The organism is Micromonospora inyonensis, assembly GCF_900091415.1.
Classification (GTDB): domain Bacteria; phylum Actinomycetota; class Actinomycetes; order Mycobacteriales; family Micromonosporaceae; genus Micromonospora; species Micromonospora inyonensis.
In genome coordinates this window covers 692,798-708,002 of the sequence record NZ_FMHU01000002.1, presented here as the reverse complement: position 1 = coordinate 708,002, position 15,205 = coordinate 692,798, and the positions used below count along the sequence as shown (strand labels likewise).

At 73.4% G+C, this 15,205-nt stretch carries 16 protein-coding genes; all 16 read right to left on the bottom strand.

The genetic code is table 11. From position 1 onward, the window contains the following. Window positions 1-6: 6 nt before the first annotated feature. Window positions 7-1,017, bottom strand: a complete 1,011-nt coding sequence (locus GA0074694_RS18140; RefSeq protein ID WP_091459947.1) for a hypothetical protein — start codon at window positions 1,015-1,017, stop codon at window positions 7-9. A 55-nt stretch (window positions 1,018-1,072) separates the two neighbouring features. Next, window positions 1,073-2,017, bottom strand: coding sequence for an RluA family pseudouridine synthase (locus GA0074694_RS18135; protein ID WP_091459944.1), 945 nt, complete (start codon window positions 2,015-2,017; stop codon window positions 1,073-1,075). After that, window positions 2,014-2,691, bottom strand: a complete 678-nt coding sequence (gene lspA / locus GA0074694_RS18130; protein ID WP_091459942.1) for a signal peptidase II — start codon at window positions 2,689-2,691, stop codon at window positions 2,014-2,016. Before lspA ends, GA0074694_RS18135 begins: the two co-directional genes overlap by 4 nt. Before the next feature lie 66 nt (window positions 2,692-2,757). Next, a complete protein-coding gene (locus GA0074694_RS18125; RefSeq protein ID WP_091463368.1) occupies window positions 2,758-3,174 on the bottom strand; it encodes a TraR/DksA family transcriptional regulator in 417 nt (138 codons plus the stop codon). A gap of 221 nt (window positions 3,175-3,395) precedes the next feature. Then, on the bottom strand, window positions 3,396-4,898 hold the full coding sequence (locus GA0074694_RS18120) for a potassium/proton antiporter (RefSeq protein ID WP_091459940.1): 1,503 nt from the start codon (window positions 4,896-4,898) through the stop codon (window positions 3,396-3,398). 22 nt (window positions 4,899-4,920) lie between these two features. Beyond that, window positions 4,921-5,208: a DUF167 domain-containing protein gene (locus GA0074694_RS18115; RefSeq protein WP_425413623.1), complete on the bottom strand. Its 288-nt coding sequence runs from the start codon at window positions 5,206-5,208 to the stop codon at window positions 4,921-4,923. A gap of 27 nt (window positions 5,209-5,235) precedes the next feature. Further along, a complete protein-coding gene (locus GA0074694_RS18110) occupies window positions 5,236-5,886 on the bottom strand; it encodes a hypothetical protein (protein WP_091459927.1) in 651 nt (216 codons plus the stop codon). 48 nt (window positions 5,887-5,934) lie between these two features. Beyond that, complete coding sequence (locus GA0074694_RS18105; protein ID WP_091459924.1) at window positions 5,935-6,735, bottom strand: DivIVA domain-containing protein; 801 nt, start codon at window positions 6,733-6,735, stop codon at window positions 5,935-5,937. Between the two features lie 50 nt (window positions 6,736-6,785). Then, window positions 6,786-7,085: a YggT family protein gene (locus GA0074694_RS18100; RefSeq protein WP_091459922.1), complete on the bottom strand. Its 300-nt coding sequence runs from the start codon at window positions 7,083-7,085 to the stop codon at window positions 6,786-6,788. 29 nt (window positions 7,086-7,114) lie between these two features. After that, window positions 7,115-7,813, bottom strand: a complete 699-nt coding sequence (locus GA0074694_RS18095; protein WP_091459919.1) for a cell division protein SepF — start codon at window positions 7,811-7,813, stop codon at window positions 7,115-7,117. Window positions 7,814-7,999: 186 nt separating this feature from the next. Continuing rightward, a complete protein-coding gene (locus GA0074694_RS18090; protein ID WP_091459917.1) occupies window positions 8,000-8,746 on the bottom strand; it encodes a YggS family pyridoxal phosphate-dependent enzyme in 747 nt (248 codons plus the stop codon). A 9-nt stretch (window positions 8,747-8,755) separates the two neighbouring features. Continuing rightward, window positions 8,756-9,871, bottom strand: coding sequence for a cell division protein FtsZ (ftsZ, locus tag GA0074694_RS18085; protein ID WP_091459915.1), 1,116 nt, complete (start codon window positions 9,869-9,871; stop codon window positions 8,756-8,758). Between the two features lie 241 nt (window positions 9,872-10,112). Beyond that, window positions 10,113-10,928: a cell division protein FtsQ/DivIB gene (locus GA0074694_RS18080; protein ID WP_091459912.1), complete on the bottom strand. Its 816-nt coding sequence runs from the start codon at window positions 10,926-10,928 to the stop codon at window positions 10,113-10,115. Further along, window positions 10,925-12,472: a UDP-N-acetylmuramate--L-alanine ligase gene (gene murC / locus GA0074694_RS18075; protein ID WP_091463367.1), complete on the bottom strand. Its 1,548-nt coding sequence runs from the start codon at window positions 12,470-12,472 to the stop codon at window positions 10,925-10,927. Before murC ends, GA0074694_RS18080 begins: the two co-directional genes overlap by 4 nt. Window positions 12,473-12,638: 166 nt before the next feature. Next, complete coding sequence (gene murG, locus GA0074694_RS18070; RefSeq protein ID WP_091459910.1) at window positions 12,639-13,745, bottom strand: undecaprenyldiphospho-muramoylpentapeptide beta-N-acetylglucosaminyltransferase; 1,107 nt, start codon at window positions 13,743-13,745, stop codon at window positions 12,639-12,641. Further along, window positions 13,745-15,172 carry an FtsW/RodA/SpoVE family cell cycle protein gene (locus GA0074694_RS18065; protein ID WP_425413662.1) on the bottom strand — a complete coding sequence of 476 codons (1,428 nt, stop codon included), beginning with the start codon at window positions 15,170-15,172 and terminating at the stop codon, window positions 13,745-13,747. Before GA0074694_RS18065 ends, murG begins: the two co-directional genes overlap by 1 nt. Between the last annotated feature and the right edge of the window lie 33 nt (window positions 15,173-15,205).

Below are 15,205 nucleotides of genomic sequence, written 5' to 3'. Positions count from 1 at the left end.
CCGGCTTCACGGTGTCGGTTCGGAACCGTCCCCGTCGATCGCCGCGGACGTGCTCGCCCCGGACGGCTCCGGCGGGACCGTGGCCGTCCCGCCCGGTCGGGGCGGGCTGGTCGGTGCCGTCGGGGCCGGGGCGCTGGTCACGGTACCTTCCGGTGTGCCGGTGGCGGTAGGGTCGCCGGTGGCCGTAAAGGACGGTGGCGCGCTCGGCAGCCGCTCGTCGGTGGGCGGGCGGACCAGGTCCTCCTGCTCGGGCAGGGGCGGGGTGAAGACCGCCCGGTCCAGCCGATCGACCTCGGGTGCCGGGTCCACCGCCCGGACGCCGGGGCGGGCCGCCACCGTCCGCAGCCGGGGCGGCTCGGCCCGCACGACCGCCGCGTACACACAGGAACAACCGGCCCGGTACGCCGCCGCCTCGGCCGCCGACACCTCGGCACCGCTGTCGTAGAGCTGGCGCAGCTCCCGCTCGCGCGGCCCCTCGCCGGTCAGCTCCGCGCTGCGGGTCCGGTAGTCGGCCGCCTCCCGGTCCTTGCGGTCGGCGAGTTCGACCATCCCGGCGCGTACGTCCTCGGGGACGCGCAGCGCCGGAATGCGCACGATCTGAGTCTGCCGTCCGGGCAGCGGCACCCGCCCGAAGACCGCGGAGACCGGAACGTCCCCGAGCACCGGGGCGAGCCGGTCCGGCGGCAGGTACTCCGCCAGGGAGACCAGCGCCCAGGTCGACCCGGCGGACGCCGACGGGGCCGGGTCGGGCAGCGCGGCGAGTTCGTCTCCGGCGGAGCGCAGGTAGCCGGGAATCGAGTCGCCCTGGCCCACTCCGACCCGGGTCACCTCGCCCACCGTCCGGTCGCCGGTCGGCGGGCGGTCGGTGGTCCAGACCGCGGTGAGCAGGACCGCGCTCACCGAGACGAGCGCGACCCAGCCCAACAGCCGAGGACGGGGGGCGCGGCCGTCCACGGCCCGGGCCAGCGACGGCAGGAACCGCTCGTCCAGCTGACGCAACAGCTCACCGGCGCGCACGGCGACCGCCCCCTCCTCGGATGGGTGACCGGTGGACCGCGCCGTGGCCGGGACGTCAGTCGCGCAGGCGTCCCAGCGCGCGATCCAAGTCGTCAGGGTAGTCGCTGACGAAGCGGACCTCGTCCCCCGTTCGGGGGTGCAGGAAGCTCAGCGCGCGGGCGTGCAGCCACTGTCTGGACAGGCCGAGCCGGGCCGACAGGGTGGGGTCGGCGCCGTACGTGAGATCGCCCACGCACGGGTGGCGCAGCGTGGAGAAGTGCACCCGGATCTGGTGGGTCCGACCGGTCTCCAGCCGGACGTCGACCAGGCTGGCCGCCGGGAACGCCTCCACGGTGTCGTAGTGGGTGATGCTCGGCTTGCCGCCGGAGACCACCGCCCAGCGGTAGTCGTGGTGCGGGTGCCGGTCGATGGGGGCGTCGATGGTGCCGCGCAGCGGGTCCAGGTGCCCCTGCACGACGGCGTGGTACTGCTTGTCGACCTCGCGGTACTTGAAGGCCCGCTTCAGCGCGGTGTACGCCTGCTCGCTCTTGGCCACCACCATGATCCCGGTGGTACCCACGTCGAGCCGGTGCACCACCCCCTGCCGCTCGGCCGCGCCGCTGGTGGAGATCCGGTGGCCGATCGCGGCGAGCCCGCCGATCACGGTCGGCCCGGTCCAGCCGGGGCTGGGGTGGGCGGCCACGCCCACCGGCTTGTCCACCACCACGATGTCGTCGTCGGCGTAGACGACCCGCAGCCCCGGCACCGCCTGCGGCACCACGGTCGGCGCGGCGGCCGGCGCGGGCAGGGTCACGTCCAGCCAGGAGCCGGCCTTGACCTTGTGCGAGTTCGCCCGGGCCACCCCGTCGACCAGGGCGTCGCCCGCGTCGACCAGGGCCGCGGCGGCGGTGCGGGAGAGCCCGAACAGCCGGGCCACGGCCTGGTCCAGCCGCATGCCGTCCAGACCGTCGGGGACCGGCAGGGACCGGTGGTCGCCGCCACCGTACGACGTGGTGCTCATGCCCGCTCCCGCTGCTCGACGTCGGTTGTCTCCCGCTGGTCCTCGACGGAGGTCGTCTCCCGCCGTCGGGGAACGTCGGTCGACTCCTTCGGGCTCCCGGCGGCCGGCGCGGAGCCGGCCCCCCGGAGCCGGGTGCCGTCGCGTTGCCGACCGGTGAGTTCGAGGACGACGGCCAGCGCCACTCCGCAGACCAGCACGCTGTCGGCGAGGTTGAACACCGGCCACACCCGGCCGTACGGGTCGAAGAGGCTCACCATGTCGACCACGTGGCCGACGAAGTGCCCCGGTGCCCGGAAGATCCGGTCGGCCAGGTTGCCGAACGCGCCCCCGAGCACCAGGCCGAGCGAGAGCCCCCAGGGCACCGACCGCAGCCGGAGCGCCATCCAGCCGATCCAGCCGACCACCGCGAGGGTGATCACGGAGAAGATCCAGGTGTGGTCGGCGCCGAGGCTGAACGCTGCCCCGCTGTTACGGGTCAGGGTGAGGTAGACCGTCCCGCCGAGCAGGCGGACCGGGTCACGGTCGTCCAGTGTGGCCAGCGCGAGGTGTTTGGTGGACTGATCAGCCAGGAAGGCGAGCCCGGCGGTGCCGGCGAGGACCACGATCGCGCGGCGTCCGGGCCCGCCACCGCCCGGCTCGGCGGTTCCGGGCCCGTCCGGCCCTGCTGCCGTCATGTGCTCCCCATCGACGCTCCGCGGTGATCGCTCACCGACCTCGGCCCGGCCGCCGGGGAGCGCGCCTCAGCGCCGCTCCTCCAGCTGCTTGCAGGTCACGCAGAGGGTGGCCGACGGGAAGGCGGCGAGCCGCTCCACCGGAATCGGGTTGCCGCACCGCTCACACCAGCCGTAACCGCCCTCGTCGAGCCGCTCCAGCGCCCGCTCGACCTGCGTGATCCGCTCCAGGATGTTGTTGGCGAGAGAGATCTCCTGTTCCCGCTCGAAGGTCCGGGCGCCGGTGTCGGCCGGGTCGTCGCCCGCCGAGTCGGTCAACCGGTCGCGCTGGAGTTCGGTGATCTCGCTCAGGGTGTGATCGTACTCGGCGCGCAACTCGTCACGCCGTGCCGCCAGGGCCGCCCGGATCTTCTCGGTCTCGGCGGCGCTGCGGGGGGACTTCGCCGTCGGTTTCCGGCCGGCGGTCCTGGTGTCTGGCTTCGCCATCGTCACTCCCTCGGCCGCGGCAGCCGCGGCGGTCCCCGGTGCCTGGACGGGGTCCGCCAGCGGTGGCGTCCCCCATGAACAAAAGGGGCGCGCGACGGTCGTCGCGCACTCCAGAGATTCAGAAGAATACGGAACGTACAGGCGTCCGACAACGTGCCGCACCGATATCCCCTATTTCATCCCCGAACAATCCTCAATAGGGGCAAAAGGACAATACCAGGTCAGTCGCTCCGGTCATCCCCACTTTCCCCGAACCACCGCGCCAACCGGCCCCGGCGGCTGACCGCCCGCAGCCGCCGCTCCGTCTCGTCCCGCACCCCGGCCGTCGCCACGATCAACAGGCTGTCCCCGACCTTGAGCCGGGTGTCCGGGCCGGGCACGAATCCGGTGCCGTCCCGCAGCACCAGGGTCACCGACGCCCCGAGCGGCAGCCGCAACTCGTCGACGTGCACCCCGGCCAGCCGGGAGCCGTCCGGCACCTCCAGCTGGAGCAGGTCCGCCCGCATCCGCTCCAACGGGGCCGTCTCCACCCGGATCTCCGCCGCCTCGGCCGGCGCGGTCACCCGCAGCCGGCGCGCGACCGGAGCCAATGTCCCGGCCTGCACCAACGTGAAGATCACCACAAGCACGAAGACCGAGTCGAAGAGCCGGTCCGCGTCGGGCACCCGGGTGGAGAGCGGAATGGTGGCGAGCACGATCGGCACCGCGCCCCGCAGCCCCGCCCAGGAGAGGAAGGCCTGCTCCCGTACCCCGAACCGGAACGGCAGGGCCGAGGCGGCCACGCTGAGCGGACGGGCGACGAAGAGCAGCGCCAGGCCCGCCACCACGGCCGGCAGGATCGCCTCGTCCAGCCGGGCCGGGGTCACCAGGAGGCCGAGCAGCACGAAGAGGCCGATCTGCGCCAGCCAGGCCAGCCCGTCGGCGAAGCCGAGGATCGCCTGCCGGTGCGGTAGCCGGGCGTTGCCGAGCAGCACCCCGGCCACGTAGACGGCGAGGAACCCCGAGGCGTGCACCGACGCCCCGACCGCGTACGCCAGCACGGTGAACCCCACCACCGCGATCGGGTAGAGCCCCGCCGAGGGCAGCGCGGCCCGGCGCAACGCCAGCCGGCCGAGGTACCCGGCGGCGAAGCCCACCGCCGCCCCGGCCGCCAGCTCGTAGCCGACCAGCAGCAGTTCGTACCACCACGGGTGGGCCAGCGGGAAGCCCCGGGACAGCAGCACCACCAGCAGCACCACCGGGGCGTCGTTCATCCCCGACTCCGCCTCCAGGGTGGCCACCAGCCGGGGCGGCAGTCGCAGCCGGCGCAGGGTGGCGAAGACCGCCGCCGCGTCGGTCGAGGAGAGCACCGCGCCGTAGAGGAGGGCCAGCCGCCAGTCCAGGCCGAGCAGGAGGTGGACGGCGAACCCGACCACCAGGATGCTCACCAGCACGCCCACGGTGGAAAGCGCGGTGGCCAGCCCGAGCACCGGACGAAGGGTGCTCCACCGGGCGGTGAGGCCGCCCTCGGCGATGATCACGATGAGCGCGCAGAAGCCGAGCATCCGGGTCAGCTCGGCGTCGTCGAACCGGATGCCGAGACCGGACCGGCCGATCACCATGCCGAGCGCCAGGTAGACCAGAAGACTCGGCACACCCAGCCGGGTGGAGAAGCGGACCGCGCCGATGGCGACCAACAGGACCGCCGCGCCGACCAGCAGCGCGACGTCCAGGTTGTGCGTCACGGGCGTCCGCCCCGGACGGCCGTCACCCGTCCGGTCCGTCGCGCAGCCGGGACAGCAGCGCGGACACGGCCGGCTCGGGGTGTGCCACCAGGAAGAGCTTGTCGCGGCTCGCCGCGCCGGCCCGCAGGGAGACCGCAGCCGGTCGTACGCCGAGCGCACGGGCCAGCGCCCGACGGGCCGCCTCGGTCGCCCGGCCGTCCACCGCCGGGGCGTTCACCGCGATCACCAGGGCCGGCCCGTGTGGACCGTCGAAGCGCCCACCCACCCGCGCCCGGGACGCGCCGGGCTTGACCCGGACCGCGACGGACACAGTCTCCTCCCCGGGCACGGCGACCGGTCAGGACGGGCGGAAGTCGGCGAGCAGGGCGGTATCCGGCGCGCAGTCCGCGCAGGGGGTGAAACCCAACTCGACGGCCTCGGAGGCGGGCAGCGGCTCGGGCTCCCGGTCGAGCAGGTGCAGACAGTCGGCGACGTGGTAGCGGGGCCGACCGTCGACCACCTGGACCTCGGTGGCGAGGCGGGCCACCCGGGCCGCGTCGGCCGGGGAGACCTCCTGCACGCCGGGCTCGTCGGCCGCTGCCCCGGGGTCGTCCTCCCGGGGCGCGTCGACCGGCGAACCGGGCGGGGCGTGCGGCTCCGGGCTGGCCACCGGCGACCCGGGCGGTTGCCGCCACCCGCTGCCACCGGTGCCGTCCGTCGCGGAGGCGAACTGGGCCGGTACGGTCGGCCCGGCGGTACGCCGGGCGTCAGTCGACGTCGTCCCGGTCGCCGCCGGCGCACGCCTACGGTCGGCCGGACGGGCGGGAGGGCCCGTCGGATCCGCCGCCGCGCGGGCGGCGGCCACCTGGCGGGCACCCACCACGAGAGCCACGGCGGCCAGGAGGCTGGCCGCGATGGAGGCGATCAGCAGGACGCTGGAGCCGCCGACGAGACCGGCCACCAGGAGCACGACGGCGACGAGGATGAGCAGGAGACTTCCCACTTTCACGGCTCACCCCCGTCGCGTCGTGCTGATCCTGATCAGCTGGTCGAGGGCTCAGTGGCCGGCTTCGAGAGCGTTGGTGCGGCTCCCGCTGTACGACCCGCCGAGACCGGCGGTCGCCAGACCACCGCTGCCGACGCTGCGGCCACCCTCGCCGCCGTTGATGTCGGCCTCGATGTCCTGCCCCCGGGCACCGAGGTCACGCAGCTGGCTCTCCAGGTACGCCTTGAGCCGGGTGCGGTACTCCCGCTCGAACTGCTTGAGTTCCTCGATGTGCTTGGACAGGGCGGTGCGCTTGGCGTCCAGCCCGCCCATCGCCTCCTGGTGCCGCTGCCGGGCGTCCCGCTCCAGCGCGTCGGCCTTGTTGCGGGCCTCGCGGGTGACCTCCTCGGCCTTCGTCCGGGCCTCGGAGAGGAGCTGGTCGGCCTCGCGGCGGGCGTCGGAGAGGTGGTCGTCCGCGGTGCGCTGGGCCATCATCAGCACCCGCAGCGCCTGCTGCTCGCCGTCCCCGGCGGGAGCCGGGCCACCCTGGGAGCGGACCTGCTCCAGCTCGGCCTGCATGGCGCGGGCGGCCTGCTCGGCGGCAGCCTTGTCCCGCTGCGCCCGGTCGAGCTGGGCCTTGATGTCGTTGAGCTCGGCGGCGAGCCGGGCGTCGGCACCGGGGCCGGCCGGGGCACCACCTCGACCACCGCGCTCCACCTGGGCGCGGAGCTCGTTGTTCTCCTCGATCAGACGGGCCAGCTCGCGCTCGACCTCGTCCAGGAAGGCGTCAACCTCCTCCTCGTCATACCCCCGCTTGCCGATCGGCGGCTTTTTGAAGGCGACGTTGTGGACGTCGGCCGGGGTCAGCGGCATCGAAACTCCTCGGGTCAGTTGCGGCCGCGTAGCGGGCTGTCACCGGGCACTCACCCGAGGATCAGCCGCCTTAACACGAACTCCATCAGCACGAACAGGATAACCAGGAGCACAAGGGAAGCCAGGTCGATGCTCACGGTACCAATCCGCAGCGGAGGGATCACCCGCCTCAACGCCCTGAGAGGCGGATCAGTGACGCTCCACACGGATTCCAGTCCCGCCGACGCTCCCCGACCGGGCTGCCAGCGGCGACCGTACTGGAGGACGGCGCTGAGCACGAAACGGGCCAGGAGGAGGAGCAGGAAGACGTACAGGATCAGGTACAGCACTTGGAGCAGGATCGACAACACAGCAGGCGACGTCCCTCGGTCGGGGGGTGTTACCCCAGGCTGAAAAAGCCACCCTCAGCGATCTTGGCCTTGTCCTCCGCGGTGACCTGGACGTTGGCCGGTGAGAGCAGGAACACCCGGTTGGTCACGCGCTCGATCGTACCCCGCAGCCCGAACGCCAGACCGGCGGCGAAGTCCACCAGACGGCGGGCATCCGCCTCGTCCATCTCGGTGAGGTTGATGATCACCGGAACGCCGTCGCGGAAGTGCTCACCGATGGTCCGGGCCTCGCGGTAGGTCGTCGGGTGCAGCGTGGTGATCTGGTAACGCTGCTCCTCCTCGGCGACCACGGTCCGCTCCCGGGGCTGGGTCTGCGGTGCCAGGGCGAGGTTGTCCCGGGTGTGGTAGGCCACGCCGGAACCCTCACCGGCGCCGGAGCGGGTGATCGAGCGGACACTCGCCCGCTCCGTCCGGTCGGCACGCTCCAACCGGTCGCCGTCCCCCCGGTCGCTCTCCGTGCGGGTGGTCGCCCGCTCGCCCACCCGGGTCCGCTCACCCGGCCGTGGCCGGGGAGCCGGCGGGTCGTCGGCTTCGTCCTCGTCGTCCTCGGCGAACTCCTCGGCGTACCGGCTCTGCCGGTACCGCGAGTCGCGGTAGCCACCCTTCTCGTAGCCGCCGTCGTCGTAGCCCCGCTCGTCGTCCTCTTCGACGAGACCGAGCCAGACCCCCGCCTTGCGCAGTGCACCCATCGCCGCGCCCTTCCGTCCGCAGTGCGGCACGCGCCCCCGTGCCCGTGTCGCGTGTCGCGTGTGGGACTCCCCTTGCCCACCGGACCGGGCCGGCAACCACAGCGGACGATTCGCGGTCGTCCGCCTGACCCCCGACGTGGGACGCCGGCCCAAACAACACTGATGTAATTTGCCTTCCCGCGAAGGCTACCGCAGCGTGGGACGCATTCCGAGCAACGCGCTGCCGACGCGGACATGTGTCGCGCCGTACGTGATCGCGACCTCCAGGTCGCCGCTCATGCCGGCGGAGAGTGCGGTGGCCCCCGGATGGACGGTCCGGAACTCCTCGGCCACCTCGGCGAGCCGGGCGAACGCCCGCCGCGGCTCCCAACCCAGCGGCGCCACCGCCATCAGCCCCGCCAGCCGCAGCGGACCGGCCCCGGCCACCGCCTCGGCCACCCGGTGCAGGCCCCGGTCCGGGTCGGCGGAATCCGGCAGCGCTCCACCCCGGCCGGGGTCACCGTCGATGCTGACCTGGACCAACGTCTCCAGTGGTTGGTCCCGCTCCCGGCTGGCCGCGGCACCGAGCGCGTCGGCCAGCCGGACGCTGTCCACCGAGTGGACCACGTCGGCGTAGCGGACCACCGAGCGGCACTTGTTGCGCTGGAGCTGCCCGATGAAGTGCCACCGGGGACGCACCCCGGCCGCCGCCACCTCGGCGGCCTTGCCGGACGCCTCCTGGTCGCGGTTCTCCCCCACGTCCACGACGCCGAGCCCGGCCAGCGCGAGCACGTCGCCGGCCGGGTAGGTCTTGGTCACCGCGATCATCGTCACCTCGGCGCGGTCCCGCCCGGCGGCGGCACACGCCTCGGCGATCCGCGCCCGGACCCGGGCCAGCCCGGCGGCGAGTTCGGCGCGGCGGTCGGGTCGTGCCGGGGTGGTCCGGTCGGTCATGGGCGCGGCTCAGGACCCGTTCTTGAGGAAGTCGGGCACGTCGACGTCGTCGAAGAGGACCCGGCGCGGCGACTGGGTGGGCGGGGGCATCGTGGTCTGCGGCGGCACCGGCGAGGGCGGGGTGGTCGGCTGGTTCTGGTTGCTCTTGCGCCCCGACTCGACCGCCTTGTACGCCGGTGCGCCACCGTCGAAGCCCGCCGCGATCACCGTCACCCGCACCTCGTCGCCGAGGGCGTCGTCGATGACCGCGCCGAAGATGATGTTCGCGTCCGGGTGGGCCGCGTCGGTGACCAGCTGGGCCGCGTCGTTGATCTCGAACAGGCCCAGGTCGGAGCCGCCGGCGATGGAGAGCAGCACGCCGCGCGCGCCGTCCATGCTCTGCTCCAGCAGCGGGCTGGAGATGGCCGCCTCGGCCGCCTCGACCGCGCGGTTCTCGCCCCGGGCGCTGCCGATGCCCATCAGCGCGCTGCCCGCGCCGCTCATCACGCTCTTGACGTCGGCAAAGTCCAGGTTGATCAGACCGGGCGTGGTGATCAGGTCGGTGATGCCCTGCACACCGGAGAGGAGCACCTGGTCGGCCTGACGGAAGGCGTCCATCATGCTGATGCCCCGGTCGCCGAGGGCCAGCAGCCGGTCGTTCGGGATGACGATCAGCGTGTCGCACTGGTTGCGCAGTTCCTCGATGCCGGACTCGGCCTGCACCTGCCGCCGCTTGCCCTCGAAGGAGAACGGCCGGGTGACCACACCGATGGTCAGCGCCCCCAGCTTGCGAGCGATGTTGGCCACGACCGGCGCGCCCCCGGTGCCGGTGCCGCCGCCCTCGCCGCAGGTCACGAAGACCATGTCGGCACCCTTGAGGACCTCCTCGATCTCGTCGCGGTGGTCCTCGGCGGCGTTCTTGCCCACGTCGGGGTTGGCGCCCGCGCCGAGCCCCCGGGTCAACTCACGACCGACGTCGAGCTTGACGTCGGCGTCACTCATCAGCAGCGCCTGCGCATCGGTGTTGATCGCGATGAACTCGACGCCCTTGAGCCCAACCTCGATCATCCGGTTGACGGCGTTGACGCCGCCACCCCCGATGCCGACGACCTTGATGACCGCCAGGTAGTTGTGCGGAGGTGTCATCTCCGGTCCTTTCCCTTCGAGATTGGCCACGCCGACCGACGGCTCGCCCCGGATCGCCGTCGACGTCAACTATCACCCGTGAAGACGAAGGGCTAACCTTCACCCTCTACTAGAGGCTTACAGTTATGTCAACTACTGATCCTCTTCCGGGCAACGTAAGCGTCCCTGCCCGATGAGCCAAGGACCTGACCGGCGTGTCGTCGTGGAGAGCGGGCAGGCTCACCCTTCCCGGCGTCCCGGATCACCGGAACGTCACCACGTCGGGTGCGCTGACGTCGATGGTGTCGGCATTCCGACCGAGCAGGGTGGTCGCCACCCGGGCCTTGTCCTCGCCCCGGGTCGCGTCACCCCAGACGATCGTGCGTCCACCGGAGAGCCGGACCGTGATCCGGGCCAGCCCCTCCACCGTGACGTCCACCAGCGCCTCGCGCAGCTGCGGGGTGAGCGCGGCGAGGACCTCCAGCGCCGCCCGGGTCTCCGGGTCGTCCGGCCCGGGGCGGGCCACCCGCGCCAACGGCAGGCCCGCCGGGCGCGCCGGTTCCGTACGGAACGCCACCCCGGACCGGTCCACCACGACGAACCGTTCCCCCTGTGGGACCACCGCCACCGGCGTCCGCTCCACCACCCGTACCACCAGGGCGCCCGGCCAGTCCCGGGTCACCGTGGCGCGCTCCACCGGCGGCAGCTCGCCGATCCGGCGGGCCGTGTCCGCCAGGTCCACCCGGGCCAGCGGGACACCGTCCGGCACCGCCGCCGCCTGACGGACCTGTACCGGGGTCACCAGTTCGCCCCCGACCACCCGCACCTCGCGGACCCCGAACAGGCCGGTACCGAGCAGCACCCAGGCGACCAGCCCGGCCAGGAGCAGCACCCCGCCCGCCAGCGCCCACGGCAGCGCGGCGCGCAGCCGACGCTGCCGGGCCCGTTGCATGAACCGGCGGGTCGACGGCGGCACCGCGTCCGTGCCGGCCCGGACCAGCTGCCACCGGCGGGCCGGGCCGCGCCGGCCCCCGGGCTCCGCGCCGGCCGTCCGCCCCCGCGCCGGGCCGGGACTCATCCGGCCGCGGGCGACGCGCCGTCCGTACCGGCGGCCGGGGCGTCCCCGGTGGCGTCGGTCACCGGGGCGGTGGTGGTGCCGACCGGGGCCCCGGAGACCGCCGGGCCGCCCGCACCGGGGGCGCCCGTGCGGGCCAGCAGCGCGTCGAGGAGCTGGTCGCCCATCAGCGAGATCGGCGGCGCGCCCATGGTGACCACCACGTCGCCGGGCCGGGCCCGGCGGGCCACCTCCACCGGCGCCGCCTCCCACGAGTCGACGAAGACCTTCCGCTCGCCCGGCAGGTCGATCGCCTCGATCAGGGCGGCCGACCCCTCCCCCGGCTGGCGCAGCTCACCCGGGCCGAAGACCTCCAGCAGCACCACCTCGTCGGCCACGGCCAGCCCTTCGGCGATCTCCGCCTGGAGGTCGCGGGTGCGGTAGAGCCGGTAGGGCTGGAACACCACGATCAACCGGCCGTCCCCGGCCACCTCGCGCAGCGTCCGCAGGGCGAGGGTGATCGAGGTCGGGTGGTAGGCGTACTCGTCGTAGACCAGGACGCCGTCGGCCACGCCCTTGCGCTCGAACCGCCGCCGGACGCCGGGGAAGGCCGCCAGCGCGTCCGTGGTGGCGGTCAGCGGCAGGTCCAGCAGATACGCGGTGAGCACCGCGGCGGCGCTGTTGAGTCCCATGTGGCGGCCGGGCACCGGCAGCCGGATCTCCCCGAGCGCGTGTCCGTCCACCTCGGCCAGGTAGCGGGCCCCCCGGGCCGACGACGACATGTCGGTCAGCCGCAGGTCGGCGTCGGGCGACTCACCGTACGTGTACACCCGGCGCCCCTCGGCCCGCAGCGTCGCGGCCAGGTCCCGGGCGGCCGGGTCGTCCGCGCAGGTGACGATGAAGCCCGCCGGGTCGGTGAGTCGGGCGAAGTCGGCGAAGGCCGCCTTCAGCGTCGCGAAGTCGCCGTAGGTGTTCAGGTGGTCGGGCTCGATGTTGGTGATCACCGAGACGAAGGGCCGGTAGATCAGGAACGACCGGTCGCTCTCGTCGGCCTCCACCACGAAGTACTGCCCGGTGCCGTGGTGCGCGCCCGATCCCACCTCGGAGATCTCCCCGCCGATGACGAACGACGGGTCCTCCCCGGCCTGCTGGAGCACCATCGTCACCATCGAGGTGGTGGTGGTCTTGCCGTGGGTGCCGGCGATCGCCACCGCCCGCCGGCCGGTCATCGCCGCCGCGAGCGCCTCGGAGCGGTGCAGCACCCGCAGGCCGCGTCGCCGGGCCTCCACCATCTCCAGGTGGTCGGCCGGGATGGCCGACGAGTAGACCACCGTGTCGACACCGTCCAGGTTGGCCGGCTCGTGGGTCATGTGGATGGTGCCGCCCAGCGCGCGCAGGCCGGCCAGCGAGGGCCATTCGCGCAGCTCGCTGCCGGTGGTGCGGATGCCCCGGGTCAGGAAGAGCCGGGCCAGGCCACTCATGCCGACCCCACCCACCCCGATCAGGTGGATGGTGCCCAGGTCCTCGGCGGTCAGTGTGCCGGCCGGGGAGAACTGCGCGGTGTTCATGAGAGGTACCTTCCCGTCGCGGTCGCCCGGCTCACCGGGCCGTTCGTGGTCGCCCTGCGCACCGGGCCGTTCGCTATCGCCCGGCTCACCGGGCTGGTCGGGTTCGGCCGGCTCACCGGGCTGGTCGGGTTCGGCCGGCTCACCGGGCTGGTCGGGTTCGGCCGGCTCACCGGGCCACCGCCTCGTGGACGAACCGGAGCAGCGCCTCGTCGCCGTCGCGCCGGCCGTAGTTGGCGGCGGCGGCACCCATCGCGGCGAGGCGATGCGGATCGCGGATCAGCGGGATGACCGTCCGCTCGATCCAGTCCGGAGTGAGTTCGGCGTCGTCCACCAGCAGCCCGCCGCCGGCCTCGACCACGGGCAGCGCGTTGCGCTTCTGCTCCTGGTTGCTGTGCGGGTACGGCACGTAGAGGGTGGGCAGACCGATCGCGGCCACCTCGGCGCAGGTCATCGCCCCGCCCCGGCCGAGCATCAGGTCGGCGGCGGCGTAGCCCAGTTCCATCTCGGACAGGTAGGGCAGGGTGACGTACGGCACCGGCAGGTCGGTGGGGACCGGCACCGGCTCGTTGCGGGCACCGATCACGTGCAGCACCTGCACGCCGTACCGGGCCAGTTCCTTCGCCGCCCCGGATACGGCCAGGTTGATCGAGCGGGCGCCCTGCGAGCCGCCGGCGACGAAGAGCACCGGCAGGTCGGGACGGAGCCCGAAGCGGGCCCGGGCGGCGTTGCGGTACGCGACCCGGTCCAGCCCGGCGATGCCGCGCCGCAGCGGCACCCCGACCACGCGGGCGTCCCGCAGCGCCTCGGCCTGCTGCGGCTGGTGCGGGAAGCCCACCGCCACGTGCCGGGTGAACTTCATGCCGAGCCGGTTGGCCACCCCCGGCGGCACGTTGACCTCGTGGATGACGATGGGCAGGTCCCGCCGCCAGGCGGCGAGGTAGCCGGGCACCGAGACGTACCCGCCGAAGCCGACGACCACGTCGGCGCGCACCTCGTCGATCACCTTGCCGGCGGCGCGGGCCGCGGTCCACATCCGACCGGGGGTACGGACCAGGTTCATGTTGACCGAGCGCGGCAGCTGGTAGGCGGGAATCGTGCGCAGGTCGTAGCCGTGCGGTGGGATCAGCTCGTTCTCCAGGCCCTTCGGTGTGCCCAGGCAGGTGATCCGGACGTTCGGGTCGTGCCGGCGGAGGCAGTCGGCGAAGGCGAGCAGGGGGTAGATGTGTCCCCCGGTGCCCCCTCCGCAGAGCACCACCGAACGCAGCGGACCCATCAGCGTCTCCTCTCACTGGCCGACCCGGCGCGGGCCCGGGTGCCCCGGGCGCCACGCGGCGCGGTCTCGTCGTCGTCCTCCCGCCGCGCTCGCGCCCGGGGTACGGACCCACGGTCGGCCGGGGGCGTCGCCGGTCGACGACGCCGGCCGGGAAGCGGCGGCAACGGGGCCCACACTAGTCGGACCCATCGGGCAGGCGGACGGGCGTGCAGGGCCCGCGCGGCGTCCGGCTCGGCTCGGGCGAACGAGGCGAGCATCCCGACCGCGGCGAGGGTGACCACCAGGGCGCTGCCACCGTCGGAGATGAACGGCAGCGGCAGACCGGTGATCGGCAGCAGCCCCACCACGCCGCCGATGTTGATCACGGCCTGGCTGACCAGCCAGGTGGTGACGGCGGCGGCGGCGAGCCGGCGGAACGGATCCTCGACCCGGCGGGCGATCCGCAGCCCGGTGTACGCGAGCACCGCGAACAGCACCAGCACCACGACGCAGCCGACCACCCCGAGTTCCTCGGCGATGACCGCGAAGATGAAGTCGTTGCCGGCGGCGGGCAGCCAGTTCCACTTGGTCCGGCTCTGTCCGAGCCCGGTGCCGAACCAGCCGCCGAGGTCGATGGCGTACCGGGCCTGGTCGGCCTGGTAGCACGGGTCGCCGCACTCGTCCGGGGGAGGCCGGTTGATGAAGTAGGTGAGCCGGGCCAGTCGGTAGTTCTTTGCGCCCTTCTCGCCGGAGCCGGCGCCGAGCGAGGCCACCGCCACCAGCAGGGCCACCCCGGCCAGCCCGAGCACCGACAGCACGGCGAAGACCCGCTTGCGGACCCCGGCCGCCCAGAGCAGGCCGATCACCAGCGCCAGCAGACAGAGCATGGTGCCCAGGTCGTTGTAGCCGACCAGGACGAAGAGCAGGCCGACGACCGGGAAGAGCGGGGTGGCCAACTCCTTCCACCAGCCCAGCTTGGCGCCCTTGCGGGCGATCACGTCGGCACCCCAGAGCACCATTCCGAACTTGGCCAGTTCGGAGGGTTGCAACTGGATCGGACCGAGGTAGAGCCAGAGCAGGTTCGCCTCGAGCGGCCCGATCTTCGGGGCGGTGTCGAACAGCGACCCGTAGGCCAGCAGGAGGTTGAGCAGCAACAGCAGCACCACCGACAACCCGAGCACCGGCCCGCCGAGCACCCGGAAGGTGCGCGCCGGCAGCCGTTGGCAGGCCCAGAAGGCGACGATGCCGATCACCGCGAAGATCGCCTGCTTGGTGAGCGCGGCGAAGGCGGTCCCCTCCTCGGCGTACGCCTTCACGCTGGTCGCGGAGAAGACCATGGTCAGCCCGATGACCAGCAGCAGACCGGCGCTGGAGATCAGCAGGTAGTAGGACGCCAGCGGCCGGGCGAGCAGGCCGCGCAACGCCGCCAGCCCGCCCACGGCGTCCAGGCCGCGCGGCGACGCGGGCGGGTCGGCGGTACG

Excerpts from the sequence above, each read along its gene's own strand:
- GA0074694_RS18080 (WP_091459912.1), bottom strand. The coding sequence starts at position 10,928 with ATGAGTCCCGGCCCGGCGCGGGGGCGGACGGCCGGCGCGGAGCCCGGG.
- murG (WP_091459910.1), bottom strand. The coding sequence starts at position 13,745 with ATGGGTCCGCTGCGTTCGGTGGTGCTCTGCGGAGGGGGCACCGGGGGA.
- GA0074694_RS18105 (WP_091459924.1), bottom strand. The coding sequence starts at position 6,735 with ATGCCGCTGACCCCGGCCGACGTCCACAACGTCGCCTTCAAAAAGCCG.
- GA0074694_RS18095 (WP_091459919.1), bottom strand. The coding sequence starts at position 7,813 with ATGGGTGCACTGCGCAAGGCGGGGGTCTGGCTCGGTCTCGTCGAAGAG.
- GA0074694_RS18125 (WP_091463368.1), bottom strand. The coding sequence starts at position 3,174 with ATGGCGAAGCCAGACACCAGGACCGCCGGCCGGAAACCGACGGCGAAG.
- lspA (WP_091459942.1), bottom strand. The coding sequence starts at position 2,691 with ATGACGGCAGCAGGGCCGGACGGGCCCGGAACCGCCGAGCCGGGCGGT.
- murC (WP_091463367.1), bottom strand. The coding sequence starts at position 12,472 with ATGAACACCGCGCAGTTCTCCCCGGCCGGCACACTGACCGCCGAGGAC.
- GA0074694_RS18135 (WP_091459944.1), bottom strand. The coding sequence starts at position 2,017 with ATGAGCACCACGTCGTACGGTGGCGGCGACCACCGGTCCCTGCCGGTC.
- ftsZ (WP_091459915.1), bottom strand. The coding sequence starts at position 9,871 with ATGACACCTCCGCACAACTACCTGGCGGTCATCAAGGTCGTCGGCATC.
- GA0074694_RS18090 (WP_091459917.1), bottom strand. The coding sequence starts at position 8,746 with ATGACCGACCGGACCACCCCGGCACGACCCGACCGCCGCGCCGAACTC.